This is a genomic window from Coprococcus sp. AF21-14LB (assembly GCF_003458885.1).
In the GTDB taxonomy this organism is placed as follows: Bacteria; Bacillota; Clostridia; order Lachnospirales; family Lachnospiraceae; genus UBA9414.
Genome location: NZ_QRVX01000043.1, coordinates 1 through 21,375, shown reverse-complemented (window position 1 = coordinate 21,375; position 21,375 = coordinate 1). Strand labels below are relative to the sequence as shown.

Genomic DNA, 21,375 nt, shown 5'->3' with positions numbered 1-21,375 from the left:
GAAAACAATCTTCATTGGGTGTTGGATGTTCATTTTCGAGAGGATGCATGTAAAATCAAAGCAGAAAAAGCGATGCAAAATCTGTCACTGATCCGAAAGATCTGTTATAATCTTATGAAATTGGATAAACGATTTGACAAGAAGAAAAAAATGACCTATAAAAAGATGAGTATGTTATATACATATCATTTAGAATATGTGCAGGAATTGATTTTTGAGAAAATTGTAGAAAATATTTAAAAATATCCATCTAGGGAAATAGTTCTCTAAATGGATATTTTATGCGGTTGCCCTGGGGTTTTTGCAGAAGGGTTTTAAAAATTTCATGTTTTTTTGGTTGAAGGATGGGAAAAAGGGTATATAATAAGAGAATAAAAAGAACATGGGAGGAGTTTTCATGGAAAAAGCAACACTGGTATTGGAAGGCGGAGCAAAGCGAGGAGTATTCACAGCAGGAGTGCTGGATTATCTGACAGAACAGAATTTTGTGCCGTCCCATGTAATCGGAGTTTCAGCAGGGGCATGCAACGCTCTTGACTTTGTTTCAGGGCAGGCTGGACGAACAAAAGAGTGTATGATGCAGACCGAAAGAAAATACAGATATTATGCAGGAATTAAAACAGTTGTAAAAGAGCATACGCTTCTTGATATGGAGAAGATTTTTCACCGGTTTCCATTAGAAGATTTTCCGTTTGACTTTGATACATTTTTTCAATCAGAGATACAGTGCGAACTTGTTGTGACAAATTGTGAGACAGGAAAGGCAGAATTTTTGACGGAAAATCACGGAGATAAAGAACGGCTTATGAAAATCTGTCGGGCTTCCAGCAGTATTCCTCTGTTAGCGCCAATTGTACGGATTGATGATGAGCCGTATTTAGATGGAGGGCTGGCTTCTTCTGTACCGCTGAAGCGTGCAGTTGAGTATGGAAATAAGAAGATGATTGTTGTTCTGACAAGACCTGCCGGCTATCGAAAGAAACCGGTCAGTGTAGCACAGGCAAGAATTTATCGGAGAGCATATCAGAAAAAATATCCAAAGCTTGTGGAGACAATTTTGAATCGCTACCGGGAATATAACCGAATGGCAGAAAGACTTGACCGTCTTGAGGCGGAAGGAAAGATTTTTGTCATTCGTCCGGAAGGTCCAACGGTTGGGCGACTTGAGAAAGATATGGAAAAACTGCAGGCATTTTATGAACAGGGATATGAGCAGATGAAGGAGCGTTATGGGGCGTTGCTGGAATTCCTGGGACATACGAAAGCAGAATAAAAGGAAATTATTGTAGAACAACCGGTAAATCATACAGGACAGGAATTCAAAAACAGATGTGAAATTCCTGTCCTGTAATTATTTTTGCAGAAGACTGTTGAAAAGTTTTAATGACGGTTCAGAAGCTGTTTCGCAGTTTGAACTGTCTGGTCAATCTGTTGCTGTTCCTTTTCTGTTTTCCCTTCTTTTAGTAAATCTAAAATAAGAGAAATCTCTTCCTGAGAAAAACGGATTCCCTTTTTCTGTGCACTGGTAATCAGGGCAAGAAGGATTGGAGCAAGATCTTTTCCGCTTTTTCCGGATGTTTGTGCGGCTGCTGTGCGAATGAGTTCAAGTTTGAGCGGATCCATATTAGCAAGTGCCTGGTGTTTCATCCATGCGTTCTGATTCATTTTTTGGATCTCCTTTCGAAGGTGAAGTAGGTGGTTCGGACGGGGAGGTATTTGTTTCTTCCTGCGCTTCCAGATTAGAGAAAAGATCACTGTAAGCAGCAAAAGCAGATTGTTGTTCCGGGGAAAGCATTCCCATCATCATGGAGAGCGGAGAGCTGTCCGGAGTCTGAGTGTCTGACATTGCCTGCATTGTTTTTAACATTTCCATTAAATGAAGAAGCTGTGACAGTGATTCGGAATCTTTTGGATTCATATAAGGCTGAATATCACGAAACAGATCAAAAGGGGAAGGCGGACTTTTGGATAGCCCAAGATCAATGTAATCTGTGTGAAAATTTTGAAAAAACTGCATCGTATGCCGGAGCTCTAAAAATTTGATGTAGAAAGCAAAAAACTTCTGTGTTCCTGGCGGCATATATGGAAGCATTAATTTCATCATCTGAAGCTGTTCACTGGAAATTAAACTGTCAAAAGGTGTCATTGGGATTGTTTTTTTCTGTTCCATAGTACCTCCTCTGTCTTACAATATCCATATATATGTATAAGAAAGCGAAAATATGAAATCCTCATATTATAATAAAAAAGAAGAGGAGTTATCGCATGAAACGTAAATTAATCATTGACGGAAATGCAGTGTATGAAATCGATGAGGATTGTATGCTGACAAAAAAATTGAAAGAAAAAGAGGAAAAGAAAAAGAACGAGACAGAAAAATACAGAAAGTCATAAAAGAAGGGAGCTGCTGAAGCAGCCCCCCGTTAGAGATGATTCTTTGGAAATGTTTGTTAGCATCCGCATCCATTGCCGCAGTTATTGCCGCATCCGAATCCGTTGCCACAGAATAAGAGAAGTAAAATAATCCATGTGCAGCTGTCATTTCCAAATCCGTTGCCGCATCCATTACCGCAGCCATTTCCCCAACCGCCGCATCCGCCGCCGTTGCCGCATAAGCAGGAAAGAAGAAGTAATGTCCAGATAATGTTGCAGCTGTTGTTTGTTGTTGTTCCTTCGCATCCACATCCACAGTTTGTTGCAGTTAAATCGCTCATAAAAGAACCTCCATGTTTTGTTTGTTTACACTTTATCTTATGAAGGATGGCTTGCCCATGTTTCCTTAAAATATAAAATTTATAAAAATAATTTTGTGAGACCGGAAAGCTTCGTGCAGACGGAGAAGGGGGCAAAAAATTCTTTTTCCATATGATAATAGAAAAGGGATTTTTTATGCAGAGAGTAAAAGAACGGATTCATTACTGGTGTGAAGATACGGCTTCCGGGAGATGTCTTGGCAGTAAAATTACGGTAGCGGTGTTGGATAGTGGGATCGCTTTCCACCCGGATTTTGAAGGGAGGATTTTGAGCTTTCAGGATATGACAGCGGGAAGAGTAGGTGCGTATGATGATTGTGGTCACGGTACCCATGTATGTGGAATTATTGGAGGAGATGGACGAATGTCAGGAGGGAAGCTCTGCGGCATTGCGCCGGGCTGCAGATTCATTGTTTTGAAAGTACTTGACCGTCGCGGGCACGGCACAGTAGATGCGGTCATTAGGGGAATCCGATGGATTCTGCGGTTTAAAGATATTTATCAGATCCGTATTGTAAATATTTCTGTCGGGTCACAGCCGGGAAGTGATAAGCGCTCCAAGAAACGGCTTCTGGAAGCGGTGGAGACACTTTGGGATGCGGGGATTGTTGTTGTGGCAGCGGCAGGGAATTATGGACCACATTGCGGAACAGTGACGGCGCCGGGGTGCTGTAAGAAAATTATTACTGTAGGAGCTTCTGATGATGAGAGCGGAGCAGAAATACATGGGAAATTATGTTGTAATTATTCCGGAAGAGGTCCGACGGAAGAATGTGTTCTGAAGCCGGAACTGGTTGCACCAGGGGCAAATATCTGTTCCTGCAATGCAGGCTTTCGAAAATGGGGAGCACAACCATATATAGAAAAGAGCGGAACATCGATGGCAACGCCGATCGTATCTGGAGCAGCTGCCTTGCTTTTATCGAAATACCCACAAATGACCAATGTGGAAATAAAATTGAAATTCAGAGAAAGCTGCAAAGATTTGGGGCTTCCGGGAAACCAGCAAGGATGGGGGCTGGTGCAGATAAAGGAACTGTTACAATAGAAAGCGAAAGTGGACAAATAAAAAATTTACAGGTGTCAAGAAAAAACACTTGACACCTGTGCTTTTTTGTTATATGATACCAGAGGTGATGAGAAATGAACGAAATCCTGGAACAGACATTGTTATATGACTTCTATGGAGAACTTTTAACAGAACATCAGAAAGAAATCTATGAACAGTTTGTGCTGGATGACCTTTCACTTGGCGAGATCGCAGAAGCAGAGGGAATCAGCAGACAGGGCGTACATGATCTGATCAAACGCTGCAACAAGACGCTGGAAGGTTATGAAGAGAAGCTTCATCTTGTCGAGAAGTTTCTTTCCATACGGGAGAAGATCGGTCAGATTGACCGTCTTTTGGAGTCATGTGATGCAGTGAACACACAGCAGGTTCTGAATGGAATCCGCGAGATTTCCGCAGAGATTATAGAGGAGTTATAGAATGGCATTTGACAGCTTAACTGAGAAACTTCAAAATGTATTTAAAAATTTAAGAAGCAAAGGACGGCTTACAGAGGATGATGTAAAGACAGCGCTTCGTGAAGTGAAAATGGCTCTGCTCGAGGCGGATGTAAACTTCAAGGTTGTTAAGAAGTTTGTAAAGGATGTACAGGAACGTGCAGTCGGACAGGACGTGATGAACGGACTGAATCCGGGACAGATGGTCATCAAGATTGTAAATGAAGAGATGGTCAAGCTGATGGGCTCAGAGACAACGGAGATTGCGCTTCAGCCGGGAAAAGCAACTACGGTAATTATGATGGCTGGTCTTCAGGGAGCAGGTAAGACGACAACGACGGCAAAGCTCGCTGGAAAGTTTAAGCTGAAAGGCAAGAAACCGCTTCTTGTTGCCTGTGATGTATATCGACCGGCAGCAATCAAACAGCTTCAGATCAATGGCGAGAAGCAGGGCGTGGAAGTCTTTAGTATGGGTGAGAACCATAAGCCGGCCAATATTGCAAAGGCTGCGTTGGAACACGCAGCAAAGAATGGTAATAATCTTGTGATCCTTGATACAGCCGGACGTCTTCATGTAGATGAGGATATGATGGCAGAGCTCAGGAGATCAAAGAGAGCGTTGAAGTTCATCAGACAATTCTCGTTGTAGATGCTATGACTGGTCAGGATGCAGTTAATGTAGCTCAGAGCTTCAATGAGAAGATTGGACTTGACGGCGTAATTTTGACAAAGCTTGATGGCGATACGAGAGGCGGTGCAGCGCTTTCCATTAGAGCTGTAACCGGGCAGCCGATTCTGTATGTCGGTATGGGAGAGAAGCTTTCGGATCTGGAACAGTTTTATCCGGACAGAATGGCATCGAGAATCCTTGGTATGGGTGATGTGCTGACATTGATTGAGAAAGTTGGCGCAGAGATTGATGAAGACAAAGCAAAAGAAATGTCTCAGAAGATCAAGAAGGCTCAGTTTGATTTCGATGATTATCTCGAGAGCATGAAGCAGATGAAGAAGATGGGCGGTCTTTCCAGTATTCTTGGCATGATGCCGGGACTGAATGCAAGTCAGTTAAATCAGATTGATTCAGAGGAAGGTCAGAAGAAGATGGCTCAGCTGGAAGCCATGATTCTTTCCATGACACCGAAAGAAAGACGGAATCCGGAAATATTGAATCCATCAAGAAAACATCGTATTGCACAGGGTGCAGGAGTTAATATTGCAGATGTGAACCGCATGGTGAAGCAGTTTGAGCAATCAAGAAAGATGATGAAACAGCTTCCGGGCATGATGGGTGGTAAATTTAGTAAAAAGGGGAAATTCAAATTACCTTTTTAAGGACTTAGATGTGAATCCACATACTTGGTCATAGATAGCATTTTCAGGGAGGTGAAAACAATGGCAGTAAAAATCAGATTAAAAAGAATGGGACAGAAAAAAGCTCCTTTCTATAGAATCGTTGTTGCTGACGGAAGAGCTCCGAGAGATGGTAGATTCATCGAAGAAATCGGAACTTACGATCCAACAAAGAACCCAAGCGAATTCAAAGTAAATGAAGAAGCAGCTAAAAAAATGGTTAAACAATGGCGCTCAGCCAACAGAGGTAGTCGGCAAAATCTTTAAAGCAGCTGGTATTGAAAAATAATTCAGTGCTTCACGGAGGTAAGGCGACATGAAAGAATTAGTAGAAGTAATCGCAAAAGCATTGGTAGACGATCCTGCCAGTGTACAGGTTACTGAAAAAACTGAAGGCAAAACAACAGTGATTGAACTGCATGTTGCTGACGGAGATATGGGTAAGGTTATCGGTAAGCAGGGACGTATTGCAAAAGCAATCCGTTCAGTTGTGAAAGCAGCAGCTGCAAAAGATGATCAGAAGGTTGTCGTAGACATCCTTCAATAGATATAGAAGGGATGTCTCAAAACAGAATCGTTTTGAGATGTCCTTTTTTGTCAGTCAGATATAAGGAGAGATTATGGAAAAAATGCTGCAGGTAGGGGTGATTTCCTCTACACATGGAATCCGGGGCGAGGTCAAAGTATTTCCGACAACGGATGATCCGGCCAGATTTAAACTGTTGAAAAAGGTTACATTAGATACAGGACGGGAGCAGATTCCGTTGGAGATCCAGGGAGTGAAGTTTTTTAAACAGTTTGTTATCGTGAAATTTAAAGGAATTGATAACATTAATGATATTGAAAAGTATAAAGGAAAGAGCCTTCTTGTAAATCGCGAAGATGCAGTAGCACTTGAGGAAGATGAATATTATATTGCAGACATCATTGGCATGCAGGTAAATACGGAAGATGGTGCAACATTTGGGGTACTAAAAGATGTGATGGAAACCGGGGCAAATGATGTGTATATTGTAGAGATGGAAGATGGAAAAGAAGTTTTGCTTCCGGCAATCAAAGAGTGCATTCTGGATGTGGATGTGGAAGCGATGAAAATGACAATCCATTTGATGGATGGTTTGCTTTCCTAATTTAGAAAAATAGATAAAAAGGCAGGAAGACAAATGAACTTTCATATATTAACACTATTTCCGGATATGGTTATGAATGGACTTGAGACAAGCATCATCGGACGGGCAAAGGCAAAAGGGCTGCTGTCAATTGAAGCGGTAAATATTCGTGATTATGCGTTTAATAAGCATCACAGTGTTGATGATTATCCATATGGCGGAGGAGCAGGGATGCTGATGCAGGCAGAACCGGTTTATCTGGCATATCAGGCGGTGGAAGAGAAAATTAACACAAGAAGATGTGAAAACAGCGCAGAGCAGGAAGAGCAGCCGACAGGCAGTATGAAAAGAGAGCAAAAAAAACTGCGAGTAGTGTATCTTTCTCCACAGGGAGATACATTTTCACAGAAAATGGCAGAAGACCTGGCAAAGGAAGAAGATCTTGTGCTTTTATGTGGGCATTATGAAGGAATCGATGAGCGGGTACTGGAAGAGATTGTGACAGATTATGTTTCAATTGGAGATTATGTGCTGACGGGCGGGGAATTGCCGGCAATGGTAATGATCGATGCGATTTCGCGCCTTGTTCCAGGGGTGCTGCACAACGATGTATCGGCAGAGTTTGAAAGCTTTCAGGATAATCTTTTGGAGTATCCACAATATTCCAGGCCGGAAGTCTGGCATGGGAAACAGGTTCCGCCGGTACTGCTTTCCGGACATCATAAAAATATCGAAGCATGGAGAAGAGAGCAGTCTATTCTTCGGACGAAAGAGCGCAGACCGGATCTGTTAGAAAAGGCAGTGCTTACGAAAAAAGAACAGGAATTTCTGGAAAAACTTTCAGAAGAGTAAGAAAGATGCAGAAAACTGTAGAAAAGTTCTTGCAAATCAGATGAAACTATGGTAGTATACTCATGTTGTGAGAAGATAGAGATGGTCCTCTGATACAAATCATGTATTAAGAACGTCCAAATAATAAGGAGGTCGCACAATGAACGATATTATTAGAAGCATTGAAGCTGAACAGTTAAAAGCTGAAGTACCGGCATTTAACGTAGGTGATACTGTAAAAGTATACGCTAAGATCAAAGAGGGAAACCGCGAAAGAATTCAGGTTTTCGAAGGTACAGTTCTTAAGAAACAGGGTGGAAGCACAAGAGCTACATTCACAGTTAGAAAGAACTCTAACGGAATCGGTGTAGAAAAGACTTGGCCGTTACACTCTCCAAACGTTGAAAAAGTAGAAGTAATCAGAAGAGGTAAAGTCAGAAGAGCAAAACTGAACTACTTAAGAGGACGCGTTGGTAAGAGAGCAAAAGTAAAAGAATTAGTAAAATAATAACAGCGTTAAAAAAGGACAAATACGAATGGGTACTTGTCCTTTTTTGGTCATATGAAGAGGAAAATACCTATGAGGGAATTATCATTAGAAAAAATCAGGAAAAGGCGCCGGCGCTTTGTTCGGGATTTTAAGACGGCATCGGTGTGGGCGTTTCAGATATTTGTTGTATGTCTGTTTGCATTTGTACTCGTGTGGTATTTTGGTCAGCGGATCAGTACAGTGGGAGATTCTATGAAGCCGATATTACATAATGGTGATATTGTACTGGTAAATAGAATTATTTATGATGCAAAGAATCCAAAGCGCGGCGAGATTGTTGTTTTCAAGCCAAATGGAAATGAAAATTCCCATGATTATATTAAGCGTGTGATTGGGCTGCCGGGGGAGCGGATTCAGATATTGGACGGAGAAATTCTGATCAACGGAGAAAAGCTTTCTGAATCCTATGAGACAACAGCATTGGAGGATGCCGGGATTGCAGCAGAAGAAGTAACCCTTGGGAAGAATGAATATTTTGTACTGGGAGATAATCGCCTGAGCAGTGAGGACAGTCGCAATGCAGACATCGGTTTTGTTAAAAAAGAGTATCTGGAAGGACGTGCCTGGTTTATTATCGGTCCGAAAGAACATTTTGGATTTATAAAAAGTAAATAACGCAAAAAGAAACGGAGGAGACAAAAATGCATTTTCAGTGGTATCCTGGTCATATGACAAAAGCAAAACGTATGATGCAGGAAAATATAAAATTAATTGATCTGGTCATTGAGCTTGTAGATGCCAGAATTCCTATGAGCAGCAGGAATCCTGACATTGATGAACTTGGCAAACAGAAAGCAAGGCTGATTCTTTTGAATAAATCAGATCTGGCAGAGGATCGGCAAAATGAACTCTGGGCAGAATATTTTAAAGGAAAAGGCTATTCTGTGGTAAAAGTCAATTCGAAAAAGGGCGGCGGCATCAAATCTATCCAAGGTGTTATCCAGGAGGCTTGCCGGGAAAAAATCGAACGTGACCGCAAAAGAGGAATCTTAAATCGTCCGGTACGCGCAATGGTTGTTGGGATTCCGAATGTGGGAAAATCCACATTCATCAATGCACTTGCAGGAAAAGCCTGCGCTAAGACCGGAAATAAACCTGGCGTGACAAAGGGAAAACAGTGGATCCGTCTGAATAAAAACGTGGAACTGTTAGATACACCGGGAATTTTGTGGCCGAAATTTGAAGACCAGTCTGTTGGGCTAAAGCTTGCGATGATTGGTTCCATTAAGGATGAAATTTTAAATACAGAAGAGCTGGCAGGTGAGATAATCCGGTTTATGACGGAGCACTATCAGGGGACACTGTCAGAAAAATATGATATGGAAGAAACATCGGATGTGTATGCCTGTCTGAGCCGGATTGCCGAAAGCAAACATTGTCTGCTGCGCGGAAGTGAACTGGATACGGCAAAAGCAGCTATGATGGTAGTGGATGATTTCCGTAACGGTCGTCTTGGCAAGATTACACTTGAATTTCCGGAAGATTATGAGTAAACTGAAAGTGATTTGTAAAGCAGAAATAGTGGGAAGAAAAGCAGGTGAAGAAATTGGCAAACGTGGAGAATCAGGAAGAGAATAACCGAAGAGACAGACGTGGAATTCTAAAAGAAGTGCTGGACTGGGTTGTATTTTTTGTGATACTGATCGGCCTGACATTTTTGATCAATACTTATGTTGGTCAGAGAACTTACATCAGCGGTCCGTCTATGCAGCCGACATTGCATGATGGGGACAATCTGATCGTGGATAAAATTTCATATCGATTTACAGATCCGAAGCGCTATGATATTATTGTGTTTCCGTACCGCTATCAGGAGGACACTTTTTATATTAAGAGGATTATAGGTCTTCCGGGTGAGACGGTACAGGTTATGAATGGTTATGTGTATATTAATGGTGAACTGCGCAAAGATGAAATCTATGGTGCGGAAGTGATGGAAGATGCCGGAATTGCGTCAGAGCCGATTACTCTTGGGGAAGATGAGTATTTTGTGCTTGGAGACAACCGGAATCACAGCTCAGACAGCAGAGATCCCAATGTGGGAGTGCTTCACAGAGATGAGCTGATCGGACGCGCATGGGTACGCATCTGGCCATTGGATCAGATAGGAGTAATACGTCATGAGTAAAAAAGCCGGAACTAAGAGTATTGCGGAGATCAAAAAAGAATTCGAAATTGCTGACAGAACAGAGCGGAAAAAGCTTCAGATGCTATACGCATCGGATGAAAGAAGCGGTGTAAAGAACTTGCTTCACAGGTATCTTCGCGAAGAAGAAAAACTTTTGGCAGAAGAAGAACGCACGGAGGCAATGAAATGCTATGAGCGTCAATATGAGCATGTTGGATGGATCTGCGGAATTGATGAAGTCGGACGCGGTCCGTTGGCAGGTCCGGTCGTGGCAGGGGCGGTCATTCTTCCAAAGGACTGCCACATTTTGTATATCAATGATTCGAAAAAGCTGTCTGCCGGGAAGCGGGAAGAATTATATGAGATCATTATGAAAGAAGCGGTGGCGGTTGGAATCGGCATGGCATCTCCTGCAAGAATTGATGAGATTAACATTTTGCAGGCAACTTATGAGGCAATGCGTGAAGCAGTCAGTCAATTATCTGTCAAACCGCAGTTGCTTTTGAATGATGCGGTTACAATTCCGCAGATAGAGATCCCGCAAGTGCCGATCATCAAAGGAGATGCTAAGAGTATTTCGATTGCAGCAGCCAGTATCGTTGCTAAAGTAACAAGGGACAGGCTAATGGAAGAGTATGAAAAGGTGCTTCCGGGTTATGGATTTGCGGATAATAAAGGATATGGTTCAAAGGAACATATTCGGGCACTGAAAGAGCTTGGACCAACACCGATTCACCGGGCGTCGTTTATTAAAAACTTTGTGTAGAAAAGAAATCCAAAGGAAAGAGAACACACTTATAGAATTAAAAAATAAGAAAACGATGACAGCGTCGGAGAAAAAGAGACGAATTGGAGATACATATGAGAAGGTTGCCGGAAACTATCTGGAGAATAAAGGGTATCAGATTCTTGCATATAATTTCCGATGCCGCAGCGGTGAGATTGATATTATTGCATTGAAAGACGGAGTGCTGGTATTTTGTGAAGTGAAATACCGATGCCGGAATGCGGCGGGGCATCCGTTGGAGGCAGTAACTGCTGCAAAGCAAAAACGCATTTGCAGAAGTGCGGCTTATTATTTGTTGTGTCATGGATATGAAACAGGACAGGCATGTCGATTTGATGTCATTGGAATTCTGGGGGAGAATATTATACATCTGGAAAATGCGTTTATGTATCACGCTTAATACCGAAAAGGGGAAGGACAATGGAACGAAAATTAAAATATCACACAGGGGCATATGTATTGGAAGAGCGGGAGAAGGATGGAGTCCTTTTTCTTACTTATCCGTTGTTAGAACAGACAAAAATGGTACGGCACGGCTTTTCTACCAGAGTAGGCGGCGTCAGTGAAGGAATGTTTGGCACGATGAATTTAAGCTTTACCCGAGGGGATGATGAAGGAGCTGTGAGGGAGAATTTTCGCCGAATCGGAAATGCAATTGGAGTAAAGACGGAGCAGATGGTGCTATCGAAACAGACACATACAACAAATGTGCGGGAAGTAACGAAAAAAGACTGTGGGAATGGAATTGTAAGAGAAAATATATTTGAAGATGTGGATGGTCTTGTGACGAATGAACCGGGGGTATGCCTTGCCACATTTTATGCGGATTGTGTTCCGCTTTATTTTGTGGATCCGGTAAAGAGAGCTATTGGACTATCCCATTCCGGATGGCGTGGAACTGTTGGCAAGATTGGTAAGATTACTGTAGAAAAGATGAGAGAATGTTATGGATCGGATCCCAAAGACATTCTGGCAGCAGTAGGACCATCTATTTGTCAAAGCTGTTATGAAGTGAGCGAAGATGTAATCAGACAGTTTCGGGAAAATTTCCGGGAAGAATTGTGGAGTGATCTGTTTTACCGCAAATCTAATGGGAAATATCAATTAAATCTTTGGAAAGCCAACGAAGCAGTGTTTATAGAAGCGGGAATCCGGCCGGAACATATGGCGATTACGAATGTTTGTACATGCTGCAACAGTGAATTACTGTTTTCCCATCGCGCATCACAGGGGCGTCGAGGTAATCTCGGAGCTTTTCTGGCAATCAAGGAGGACATGGATGAAAGGGATATTATTAACGAATAATGGCGACATCATTGATAATTCTGCCGCGAAAGAAGCTGTAGCAGAAGTGACACAAGGTGTTGTGGAAGAAACGATGAATTTTCAAAAATATCTGAATGATCACATTCCGGATCTGATTACATTTGGATTAAAGGTAGTTCTTGCCATTGTGTTTTTCTTTATTGGAAGGAAAATCATTACATGGATTCGGAAAATTGTCCGGAAATCTTTTGAGCGTTCCAATGCAGATAAAGGGGTGGAACAGTTTGTAGATTCATTGCTGAAGTTCTTTTTGTATGCGATTCTGCTATTTTCCATTGTGACAAAATTTGGGGTGGAATCATCCTCTATTGCAGCGTTGATTGCTTCCGGAGGTGTGGCAATTGGTCTGGCAGTACAGGGCAGTTTGTCTAATTTTGCAGGAGGCGTACTGATCCTGCTGTTGAAACCATTTGTGGTGGGAGATTATATTATTGAAGACAACCATAAAAATGAAGGAACGGTAAAAGAGATTCAGATTTTTTATACAAAGTTGTCAACGGTAGATAATAAAACAATTATTATTCCAAATGGGACACTTGCCAATACGAGTCTGACAAATGTAACGGCAAAGGAAGTGAGACGGTTAGAAATCAAAGTAGGAATTTCGTATGATTCGGATCTTAGAAAGGCAAAAAAAATTCTGGCTGAGATTCTGGATCGGGAAGAGAAGATTCTGAAAGAAGATGAAGTATTGATCTATGTAGACGATCTTGCAGATTCTTCTGTGCAGATCGGAATTCGTGCATGGGTTAAGACGGATGATTACTGGCCGGTAAGATGGAAGTTGTTGGAAGAGATTAAATTAACTTTTGACAGAGAAGGAATTGAGATTCCATATCCGCAGATGAAAGTGCATATGAAAGAATGTGAAAGCTAATCACATATTCATTCACAATATTTAAAGAAAGAAGGATGCAGCTATGAAGTATGATTTTACATCAGTGATTGATCGGCGGGGGAAAGATGCAATGGCAGTGGACGCAGTTGGAGTGCTTCCAGCCTATGAAACACCGGATGAGGGATTTGATTTTATCCCGATGTGGGTTGCAGATATGAATTTTGCAACGGTTCCGACTGTTCAGAAAGCTATTACAGAAAGGGTGCAGCACCCAACCTTTGGATATTTTTTCCTAAGAGAAGAATATTATCAGGCGATTATTCAATGGCAGGAGAGCCGTAATCATGTAATGGGACTGACGAAAGAATGTATTGGTTATGAAAATGGAGTACTCGGCGGGTTGGTATCCACACTTCATGCATTTGCAGCACCAGGGGACAGTGTTCTTGTACATAGTCCAACATATATTGGTTTTACAGGAAGTATTACAAATGCAGGGTATAAAATTATATCCAGTTCGCTGAAACAGGATGAAGCAGGCGTGTGGCGCATGGATTACGAGGATATGGACAGAAAGATAAAAGAAAATCAGATTCATATCGCAGTATTTTGTAATCCACATAATCCGACCGGACGAGTATGGGAACGCGAAGAGCTTGAGAAAGCGTTGGAGGTTTACCGCGCAAATGATTGTGTTGTTATCTGTGATGAAATCTGGTCAGATATTATTTTGAATGGCAATCATCATATTCCGCTGCAGTCTGTTAATGAAGATGCAAGAAACAGAGTCATTGCACTTTATGCTCCGAGTAAGACATTTAATCTGGCGGGATTGATTGGAAGTTATCACATTATTTATAATCCGTATTTAAGAGATCGCGTGAGAGCATGCAGCAGTAAATCCCATTATAATTCTATGAATGTGCTTTCCATGCATGCGCTGATCGGGGCATATTGTGAAGAAGGAATGGAGTGGGTAGATGAACTGAGAGAAGTCCTTTCTCAAAATGTGAATTATGCCTGTGATTTCATTAAAGAGCATTTTCAGGGAGTGGAATTATTTAAACCGCAGGGAACGTATATGCTCTTTCTTGACTGCAGTCAGTGGTGTCATGAACATAACACAGATGTAGGAGAACTTTTGAAAGCAGGGCATCGCGTCGGTGTCGGCTGGCAGGATGGCAGACCATTTCACGGTGAATATGCAATCCGGATGAATTTGGCGCTTCCATTCTCAAGAGTGCAGGAAGCATTCCATCGATTGGAACAATATGTGTTTCACGCAGAATAGTATGCAAATGTAATGAAAGCTTCCCCAAACATACAGAAAAAAGAGGCAGTCTGTTTGGGGAAGTCAAAACTCTTTTATTTAATTCTAAAAAACTCTTGACTTTGTGAAAAACCTCAACTATACTATTATTCGTGGAAAAACACAAGAGTTTTGAAAGAGATTATGTGCTATGTGCTGGAATAGCTCAGTCGGTAGAGCACTTCACTCGTAATGAAGGGGTCGTCGGTTCAAGTCCGATTTCCAGCTTTGGACAACAGCTTAGAACAATTGTTTTAAGCTGTTTTTGCTTTTGAGATGACGGTGTTTTTGGAAATGATATGCTATTTGCAGAGAGGAAAATTAAAAAATTGGCATAAAATCCGGAAAACTCCTCTGGATATGGTTGAAAAAAAGTCCTCTGCTTGTTATAATAGTATCGTTTTGATAAAGTAAAAGTCTTTACATTGGAGGAAAAAACTATGGATAGAATGGTGGGAACAGTGTCACGTGGAGTGCGGGCGCCGATTATTCGTGAAGGAGATTGTTTGGCAGATATTGTTGTGGATTCAGTTTTAAAGGCAGCAGAGTCAGAAAAATTTGAGATCCGTGACAGAGATGTTGTGGCTGTGACAGAAGCTGTTGTGGCAAGAGCACAGGGAAACTATGCACATGTAGATGATATTGCTCAGGATGTAAAAGCAAAATTTGGAGATGATACCGTTGGAGTAATCTTCCCGATTCTGAGCCGTAACCGTTTTGCAATCTGTCTTCGCGGTATTGCAAAAGGATGTAAGAAGATTGTTCTGATGCTCAGTTATCCTTCTGATGAGGTTGGAAACCACCTGATTGATCTTGATAAAATGGATGAAGCCGGCGTGAATCCGTGGAGCGACGTTCTGACAGAGGAGAAATATCGCGAGTACTTTGGCTATGAAAAACATGTATTTACAGGTGTAGATTATGTAGATTATTACAAAAATCTGATTCAGGAAGCCGGAGCAGAGGTGGAAGTAATTTTTGCTAACAATCCAAAAGTGATTCTAAACTACACAAAGAGCGTGCTGACTTGTGATATTCATACACGCAAACGTACGAAACGTATTCTGCTTGCAAATGGCGCTGAGAAAGTTTATGGTCTGGATGAGATTATGACAGAAAGCATGAACGGAAGCGGATATAATGATAAGTACGGACTTCTTGGCTCTAATAAAGCAACAGAAGAAACCGTGAAATTATTCCCGATCCACTGTGAAGAAGTTGTAGAGAGTATTCAGAAACAGCTTCTCGAGAAGACAGGAAAGTGCGTTGAAGTTATGGTATACGGCGATGGCGCATTTAAAGATCCGGTTGGAAAAATCTGGGAACTGGCCGATCCGGTCGTATCTCCTGCTTATACAAAAGGTCTGGAAGGAACTCCGAATGAAGTAAAATTAAAATATCTTGCGGATAATAATTTTGCAGATCTGTCCGGAGAAGCGCTTCAGGATGCGATTAAAAATTATATTCAGGAAAAAGATGAGAAAGCAAAAAGTCTGGTAGGTTCTATGGAAACACAGGGAACAACACCGAGACGTTTGACAGACTTGATTGGATCTCTGGCTGACCTGACTTCCGGAAGCGGAGACAAAGGAACACCGATTATCTATATTCAGGGATACTTTGATAATTATACAAAATAATATGCAAGTAAAAATGCGGAATGGGATTTTATGATCTCACTCCGCATTTTTTTATATCTGGTAGAAGGTTTTCTCATAAGAATAAGAAACAAGCATTGCAACTCTTTTCAGAAGTAAAAATATAACGCAAAATAATTATAAAAACTACTATGGAGTTGTATTATATGTTATACTCTCTTGTAAGGAACAGATATCCCAAGAATATCTAAAGATTGGCTATTATCTGTTCAGGAAAGGGAAGTGTTATGAAGAAAGCCATTTTTGTCGCAGCAGAAATATTAATATTGGGAATATTCTTGTTTCTTGCGCTGGAGGAGCGAGAAGAAGCTGAGGAGCAAAAGAAACAATGGAAGAATTTAGAGGCAGAAACTAATTGGGAAGAACCAGATCGTATCGTAACACAGAAAGAGTGTATTTTGTGCAGTGAAACTGCTTCTGTGTTTGGAGATGGTAGAGAAGAAGAGGAAAGAACAGAAAAACAGTCAGAAGAATACGGACCGCTGTTTTTATGCAATGTGAATACAGGTGCTTGTATTGATCTTTTGGTGGGAAATCCGAATAATAGTATGAATGATAGAAAAAAGGGGCGCCGCGAACTGCATTTTCCAAGAGAAAAAGAAACAACAGTAAAGCTCCTTTCGCTGAGAGAAAAGGATCTGTGCGAAGTTACAATGTACCTAAATGAGAGCAGCGGTATTTTTAAAGAGGCAAAGGATAAGCTTTGTAAATCGTGTCTGGATCAGATTAAAAAGGGCGAGACAGAATTTGTTTTGTGCAGCCGGAAGGAAAAGATGGTGTATCCATTTGTTTCTGGAGCAAAGCTGTTTTTTGCGGGAGATTATGGAGTGCATTTGGATTGGAAAGAAGATGGGGGACAGATTGATATCATCATTTTTTATTCTCCCAATATTAGTTGTATGGGAAGATGATTCGTGCTATAGTAGAGAAAGAGCGAATACAAGGAGGTAAGACAGATGCAGGAGATTTTTAGAAGCCGCAGAGAGACTTTGTTAGGACAGATTGAAGGACCGGCAATGATACTTATTTTTTCGGGAAAGGCGCCAATGCGTTCTCTTGATGAGTCCTATCCATTTTCTGTAGACCGTAATTTCTATTATTTGACAGGAATCGAAAGAGAGAATATGGTTCTTGTATTGAAAAAAGATTATGCGGGCAAGACAACCGAAGAATTATATATTGAACCGTATGATGAATACCTGGCAAAATGGGTAGGCGGACGAATGCGCAGCAGTGAAGCAATGGAGATCAGTGGTGTTCAGAATATCCGGTACATGGACAGTTTCTATGAAAAGATGAACGGATGGCTGGATGCATCCCGTGGTACAGGTAAGATCCATGTACATCTTGATCTTTGGAGATATAAAGAAGGACAGGCAGATACAGAGGCACATAAGTTTGCAGCCAAGCTTCAAAAAGAATATCCGTATGTTCAGATTGACGATATTGTAGGAGCATTGGCAGCAATGCGTTGTGTAAAATCTGATATTGAAATCGACAAGATGAAACGTGCGCAGGAAACAACGAGATACGCGATTGAAGCAATGATGAAGCATGCTTATCCGGGTGTGAATGAGTGTGAACTGGAAGGTGCGTTTGATTTTGCGCTGATGAAACAAGGCGTTAAGGAACATGCATTTCCAAGTATCGTTGCCGGCGGTGTGAGGGCAACAACACTTCATTATCAGGATAATAATCAGGAAGTAAAAGACGGGGAACTGGTCCTGATCGATCTGGGAAGCGCGAATGAGCATTATTGTGCAGATATTTCCAGAACATTTCCGGTCAATGGTAAATTTACAGAGCGTCAGAAAGAAATCTACAATACCGTTCTCGAAGCTCAGGATCTCGTAATTGCAGGGGCAAGACCGGGACTGACATATGCAGAGCTGAATCAAATGGTAGTAGAGTTTTACGAAAGTAAGCTTGATGAGCTTGGACTTCGAAAAGAGGGAAAAGGTGTGGGAGACTATTATTATCATGGCGTCAGCCACGGACTTGGTCTTGATACACATGACCTTGATACAGCAAAAGAGCATGTACTTCGTCCGGGTATGGTAATTACAGTAGAGCCGGGGCTGTATATTGAAGAAGAATCCATTGGTGTAAGAATTGAAAATGATATTCTGATCACAGAAGACGGTGCGATCGATCTTTCTTCTAATATCTTAAAAACGGTGGAAGACATTGAGAACTTTATGAGAAAATAGAAGTTCAGATAAAAATATTTTGAAATACAGAACAGTAAATAAAGAGAAGATCATTCAACAGTGTGGATGTTCTTCTCTTTTTACAATCCTCAGAAGTATCTGGTATAAGTGAAACTATTGTTTTTAGTGATTAAGGGCGTCGCAGCAGTCCGCTGATATAAGCAGTAACGAGACGCTTTTCTTCTGCGTTTAACTGCTCATAATCTTTTAAAAGTGCAAGTTGCTGCTCGTTTAACTGACGACGATTGGTCTTGTCTGAAAAGAAATCAGCAAGAGAAATACCAAATCCGTTGCAGATTTTCTGCAGTGTCGGAATGGAAGGAATATTTGTGCGCCGAAGCAGATTGTTTAGTGTTGAATAAGGAATATCTGATTCTTTGGACAGTTTGTAAAGTGTCCAATTGCGCTCTTTGCGTAATTCTTCTATATGTTGAATAATTTCTGTATCTTTCATAACAAAATCTCCTGTTAGATATTTGCATGATTCTATTTTATGGAATGTAAAAATATTCATACAGATGTTAAAAAGTATCATATAAATATAGCGCAAAAGAGTAATAGAAATTGCGCTTGTGATGAGATTCTGTTTCAACTATAATATGGGAAGAAAGCAATGGAGAAAATGAAAGCAGTGAAGATTGTCGTCGGAAATCATATTTTCATATTCCAGCGCTTATACTGTTACTAGATGAAATAGGAAAGGGCTGTTTTATGAAAAGAATATTGGGATGGCTGATTAGCATCGTACTTCTATTTGGAAAGACGCAGACGCTTTATGCTGCATTGCCGGAAAACACTTTTCTGTGTGAAGAAACACAGGAGAAGACGCAGGAAAGGACCGGGGAAGAAGCAGAGGAACAATTGGTGACGGGACCGGAACCGGAAGCGCGCTCGGCGTTTTTGATGGAAGCTGACGGAGGGCAGATTTTATTTGAAAAGAACAGTCAGGAACAACTGGCTCCGGCAAGTGTGACGAAGATTATGACACTTCTTTTGATTTTTGATGCGCTTGACAGCGGGAAACTACATATGGAAGATTCGATTACAACATCAGAATATGCGGCTTCCATGGGAGGTTCCCAGGTGTTTCTGGAACCGGGAGAAACTCAGACGGCAGACACTATGATTAAATGTATTTCTGTCGCCAGTGCAAATGACGCCTGTGTGGCTATGGCAGAACATATCAGTGGAAGTGAGGAGGCCTTTGTGGCACAGATGAATGAGCGGGCAAAAGGTCTTGGAATGGAGCGTACAACATTTCAGAACTGTAATGGGTTAGATGCAGAGGGACATGTGACGACAGCAAAGGACATCGGAATTATGTCAAGAGAACTGGTTACAAAATATCCGGAAATTGAAAAATATTCTACAATCTGGATGGATACGATTACACATACGACGAAAAAAGGAAGTTCTGAATTCGGTCTTGCAAACACAAATAAACTGATTCGTCAGTACAAATATGCCACAGGACTGAAAACAGGATCTACAAATGATGCCGGTTTTTGTCTTTCAGCAACAGCGCGCAAGGATGGGGTAGAACTTATCAGTGTTGTAATGGCTTGTCCGGATGCAAAAACAAGGGTAAAAGATTCTGTTGCACTTTTGAATTATGGTTTTGGTATCTGCACAAGATATGAAGATAAAGAAGGTCTGACAAAAAAAGCAGAAGTAAAAGTGATAGGAGGCGTTCAGGATAAAGTTTCCGGTGAGGTAACGGAGCAATTTGCTTATACGGATACAAATGGACGCAATCCGGCAGAAATGGAAAAAAAGGTAACGTTAAAAAAGAAAATGAAAGCGCCTGTGAAAAAAGGAGAAACCATCGGAGAGCTTGTATATGTGCTGAATGAAACAGAGGTCGGAAGGATTCCGATAAAAGCCAGAACTGCCGTTGGGAAACTGACGTATAAAAAAGCGCTGCTGCAGACACTCCGTCAGACATTTACTGTGTAAAAACAAAGCGTGTTGAGAATGGTTCAAAATATGCTGTTTTAGAAGAGAGGAAGAAGATGAATATACTGTTAATTGGAATCGTGGTACTTGGAATCGGAATTGCTTTATTTTTCTTGGAAAGTAAAAGAGAATTGAAGATATTTCGAGTGACAGATTATACGGTGAGCGGAGAAAAATTAAAAGGATTGACGAGAGAATACCGGGCAGTATTTCTGAGTGATCTCCATAATAAAGTATATGGAAGAGATAACCGGTCGCTTATCGAGGCAATTCGTCAAAGCCAGCCGGATTTCATACTGATTGGCGGAGATATGTTGATTGGGAAAAAGGATATTCCTTTTGATGCGGCTGTTTCTCTTATCCGGCAGCTTCCGGAGATTGCTCCGGTTTATTATGCTAATGGGAATCATGAACAGCGAATGAAGGAGCACCCTGAGATTTACGGAGATGCCTATATGCGTTACCGGGAGCTGCTTGCAGCTTCCGGAGTCCACTTCCTTGAAAATGAGTCGGCTTGTATAACATTTGACGGATGTCAATTCTGTGTGAGTGGATTTGAGGCGCCAATGGAAGGTTATCAGAAGTTCGCGAATCCGACAGATGTAGAAGAGATTCTGCGGGAACGGTTTGGATCTGTATCGAATGACAGATATGAGATTCTGCTGGCGCACAATCCGGCAATGGAGGTTTCCTATCGAAGCTGGGGAGCGGATCTGACGTTGTCCGGACATTTGCATGGCGGGATTATCAGGCTTCCATTTATTGGCGGTCTGATTACTCCGCAGGCAAAATTTTTCCCCAAATATTCCGGTGAATATTCAAAAGAAGGGAATCGGGTGATGATTGTCAGCAAAGGACTTGGCACCCATACAGTTAATATCCGTTTCTGCAATCCGGCGGAAGTAATCGTGATTCATTTCAACAGTATATCCTGACAGTAGGAAAATAGCAGGAACAGGGCAACCGCATAAAAAATAGTTAATACAAAAATCATCACTTTTCTTGTATACTAAAAGAAAAGTGGTGATTTTTATGTTGCAAATGAAAATGTATTTTTCAGATTT

General features: G+C 41.4%; 26 protein-coding genes, 1 tRNA gene and 3 pseudogenes. 26 read left to right on the top strand and 4 right to left on the bottom strand.

Annotated elements, in window-relative coordinates; translation table 11 throughout:
- Both DWX73_RS13555 and DWX73_RS10305 read left to right on the top strand, forming a co-directional pair.
- Positions 1-240: pseudogene (locus DWX73_RS13555) on the top strand (hypothetical protein); the annotation flags it as partial.
- A 157-nt stretch (positions 241-397) separates the two neighbouring features.
- Complete coding sequence (locus DWX73_RS10305; RefSeq protein WP_118348701.1) at positions 398-1,273, top strand: patatin-like phospholipase family protein; 876 nt, start codon at positions 398-400, stop codon at positions 1,271-1,273.
- A 107-nt stretch (positions 1,274-1,380) separates the two neighbouring features.
- Here the strand turns inward: DWX73_RS10305 and DWX73_RS10300 are convergent, their stop codons facing one another.
- A complete protein-coding gene (locus tag DWX73_RS10300; RefSeq protein ID WP_118348700.1) occupies positions 1,381-1,665 on the bottom strand; it encodes a hypothetical protein in 285 nt (94 codons plus the stop codon).
- On the bottom strand, positions 1,625-2,170 hold the full coding sequence (locus DWX73_RS10295) for a hypothetical protein (protein ID WP_118348699.1): 546 nt from the start codon (positions 2,168-2,170) through the stop codon (positions 1,625-1,627). Before DWX73_RS10295 ends, DWX73_RS10300 begins: the two co-directional genes overlap by 41 nt.
- Positions 2,171-2,265: 95 nt before the next feature.
- Here DWX73_RS10295 and DWX73_RS14325 point away from each other — a divergent pair, with 95 nt between their 5' ends.
- Positions 2,266-2,394, top strand: a complete 129-nt coding sequence (locus DWX73_RS14325; RefSeq protein WP_278321099.1) for a hypothetical protein — start codon at positions 2,266-2,268, stop codon at positions 2,392-2,394.
- Positions 2,395-2,450: 56 nt separating this feature from the next.
- On the opposite strand, the gene DWX73_RS10290 is transcribed toward DWX73_RS14325, so the two are convergent.
- Complete coding sequence (locus tag DWX73_RS10290) at positions 2,451-2,714, bottom strand: chorion class high-cysteine HCB protein 13 (protein WP_118348698.1); 264 nt, start codon at positions 2,712-2,714, stop codon at positions 2,451-2,453.
- Between the two features lie 175 nt (positions 2,715-2,889).
- On the opposite strand from DWX73_RS10290, the gene DWX73_RS10285 reads away from it, so the two are divergent.
- From DWX73_RS10285 to DWX73_RS10190, 21 genes and pseudogenes are all read left to right on the top strand, one after another.
- A complete protein-coding gene (locus DWX73_RS10285; RefSeq protein ID WP_118348702.1) occupies positions 2,890-3,801 on the top strand; it encodes a S8 family peptidase in 912 nt (303 codons plus the stop codon).
- 95 nt (positions 3,802-3,896) lie between these two features.
- Positions 3,897-4,241 carry a YlxM family DNA-binding protein gene (ylxM, locus tag DWX73_RS10280; RefSeq protein WP_118348697.1) on the top strand — a complete coding sequence of 115 codons (345 nt, stop codon included), beginning with the start codon at positions 3,897-3,899 and terminating at the stop codon, positions 4,239-4,241.
- A 1-nt stretch (position 4,242) separates the two neighbouring features.
- Positions 4,243-5,072, top strand: a pseudogene (locus tag DWX73_RS15780) (signal recognition particle protein); the annotation flags it as partial.
- Positions 5,067-5,591: a hypothetical protein gene (locus DWX73_RS15775; protein WP_442871993.1), complete on the top strand. Its 525-nt coding sequence runs from the start codon at positions 5,067-5,069 to the stop codon at positions 5,589-5,591. The pseudogene DWX73_RS15780 and the gene DWX73_RS15775, both read left to right, overlap by 6 nt.
- Before the next feature lie 60 nt (positions 5,592-5,651).
- A pseudogene (gene rpsP / locus DWX73_RS15580) lies at positions 5,652-5,898 on the top strand (30S ribosomal protein S16).
- Positions 5,899-5,925: 27 nt separating this feature from the next.
- Complete coding sequence (locus DWX73_RS10265; RefSeq protein WP_118348696.1) at positions 5,926-6,156, top strand: KH domain-containing protein; 231 nt, start codon at positions 5,926-5,928, stop codon at positions 6,154-6,156.
- 73 nt (positions 6,157-6,229) lie between these two features.
- Positions 6,230-6,739: a ribosome maturation factor RimM gene (rimM, locus tag DWX73_RS10260; RefSeq protein ID WP_118348695.1), complete on the top strand. Its 510-nt coding sequence runs from the start codon at positions 6,230-6,232 to the stop codon at positions 6,737-6,739.
- A gap of 33 nt (positions 6,740-6,772) precedes the next feature.
- Positions 6,773-7,570 (top strand): tRNA (guanosine(37)-N1)-methyltransferase TrmD, encoded by a 798-nt coding sequence (gene trmD / locus DWX73_RS10255; RefSeq protein WP_118348694.1) that lies wholly within the window; start codon positions 6,773-6,775, stop codon positions 7,568-7,570.
- Positions 7,571-7,709: 139 nt separating this feature from the next.
- The gene (gene rplS, locus DWX73_RS10250; RefSeq protein WP_118348693.1) at positions 7,710-8,057 is read left to right on the top strand and encodes a 50S ribosomal protein L19; all 348 of its coding nucleotides are present in this window, start codon (positions 7,710-7,712) and stop codon (positions 8,055-8,057) included.
- A 72-nt stretch (positions 8,058-8,129) separates the two neighbouring features.
- A complete protein-coding gene (gene lepB / locus DWX73_RS10245; protein WP_242996829.1) occupies positions 8,130-8,714 on the top strand; it encodes a signal peptidase I in 585 nt (194 codons plus the stop codon).
- Between the two features lie 26 nt (positions 8,715-8,740).
- Entirely contained in the window at positions 8,741-9,592 is an 852-nt protein-coding gene (gene ylqF, locus DWX73_RS10240; RefSeq protein WP_118348691.1) for a ribosome biogenesis GTPase YlqF, read from the top strand.
- A gap of 104 nt (positions 9,593-9,696) precedes the next feature.
- A complete protein-coding gene (gene lepB / locus DWX73_RS10235) occupies positions 9,697-10,227 on the top strand; it encodes a signal peptidase I (protein ID WP_442871992.1) in 531 nt (176 codons plus the stop codon).
- Positions 10,220-10,993 (top strand): ribonuclease HII, encoded by a 774-nt coding sequence (locus DWX73_RS10230; protein ID WP_118348689.1) that lies wholly within the window; start codon positions 10,220-10,222, stop codon positions 10,991-10,993. The genes lepB (DWX73_RS10235) and DWX73_RS10230 overlap by 8 nt, the downstream gene beginning before the upstream one ends.
- Positions 10,994-11,048: 55 nt before the next feature.
- Entirely contained in the window at positions 11,049-11,414 is a 366-nt protein-coding gene (locus DWX73_RS10225; protein ID WP_118348688.1) for a YraN family protein, read from the top strand.
- A 20-nt stretch (positions 11,415-11,434) separates the two neighbouring features.
- Positions 11,435-12,319, top strand: a complete 885-nt coding sequence (pgeF, locus tag DWX73_RS10220) for a peptidoglycan editing factor PgeF (protein ID WP_118348687.1) — start codon at positions 11,435-11,437, stop codon at positions 12,317-12,319.
- Complete coding sequence (locus DWX73_RS10215; RefSeq protein WP_118348686.1) at positions 12,294-13,217, top strand: mechanosensitive ion channel family protein; 924 nt, start codon at positions 12,294-12,296, stop codon at positions 13,215-13,217. The genes pgeF and DWX73_RS10215 overlap by 26 nt, the downstream gene beginning before the upstream one ends.
- A 43-nt stretch (positions 13,218-13,260) precedes the next feature.
- Positions 13,261-14,469 carry a MalY/PatB family protein gene (locus DWX73_RS10210; protein ID WP_118348685.1) on the top strand — a complete coding sequence of 403 codons (1,209 nt, stop codon included), beginning with the start codon at positions 13,261-13,263 and terminating at the stop codon, positions 14,467-14,469.
- Positions 14,470-14,642: 173 nt separating this feature from the next.
- Positions 14,643-14,715, top strand: a tRNA-Thr gene (locus DWX73_RS10205).
- A 212-nt stretch (positions 14,716-14,927) separates the two neighbouring features.
- Positions 14,928-16,127 carry a coenzyme F420-0:L-glutamate ligase gene (locus DWX73_RS10200; RefSeq protein ID WP_118348684.1) on the top strand — a complete coding sequence of 400 codons (1,200 nt, stop codon included), beginning with the start codon at positions 14,928-14,930 and terminating at the stop codon, positions 16,125-16,127.
- A 245-nt stretch (positions 16,128-16,372) separates the two neighbouring features.
- The gene (locus DWX73_RS10195) at positions 16,373-17,056 is read left to right on the top strand and encodes a hypothetical protein (RefSeq protein ID WP_118348683.1); all 684 of its coding nucleotides are present in this window, start codon (positions 16,373-16,375) and stop codon (positions 17,054-17,056) included.
- Between the two features lie 45 nt (positions 17,057-17,101).
- Positions 17,102-18,355 carry an aminopeptidase P family protein gene (locus DWX73_RS10190; protein ID WP_118348682.1) on the top strand — a complete coding sequence of 418 codons (1,254 nt, stop codon included), beginning with the start codon at positions 17,102-17,104 and terminating at the stop codon, positions 18,353-18,355.
- A 130-nt stretch (positions 18,356-18,485) separates the two neighbouring features.
- Here DWX73_RS10190 and DWX73_RS10185 read toward each other — a convergent pair whose 3' ends face one another.
- Complete coding sequence (locus DWX73_RS10185; protein WP_158556850.1) at positions 18,486-18,809, bottom strand: helix-turn-helix domain-containing protein; 324 nt, start codon at positions 18,807-18,809, stop codon at positions 18,486-18,488.
- A gap of 257 nt (positions 18,810-19,066) precedes the next feature.
- Between DWX73_RS10185 and DWX73_RS10180 the strand changes: the two genes are divergently transcribed.
- Complete coding sequence (locus DWX73_RS10180) at positions 19,067-20,311, top strand: D-alanyl-D-alanine carboxypeptidase family protein (protein ID WP_118348680.1); 1,245 nt, start codon at positions 19,067-19,069, stop codon at positions 20,309-20,311.
- Between the two features lie 56 nt (positions 20,312-20,367).
- Positions 20,368-21,246: a metallophosphoesterase gene (locus DWX73_RS10175; RefSeq protein WP_118348679.1), complete on the top strand. Its 879-nt coding sequence runs from the start codon at positions 20,368-20,370 to the stop codon at positions 21,244-21,246.
- The last annotated feature ends 129 nt before the right edge of the window (positions 21,247-21,375 follow it).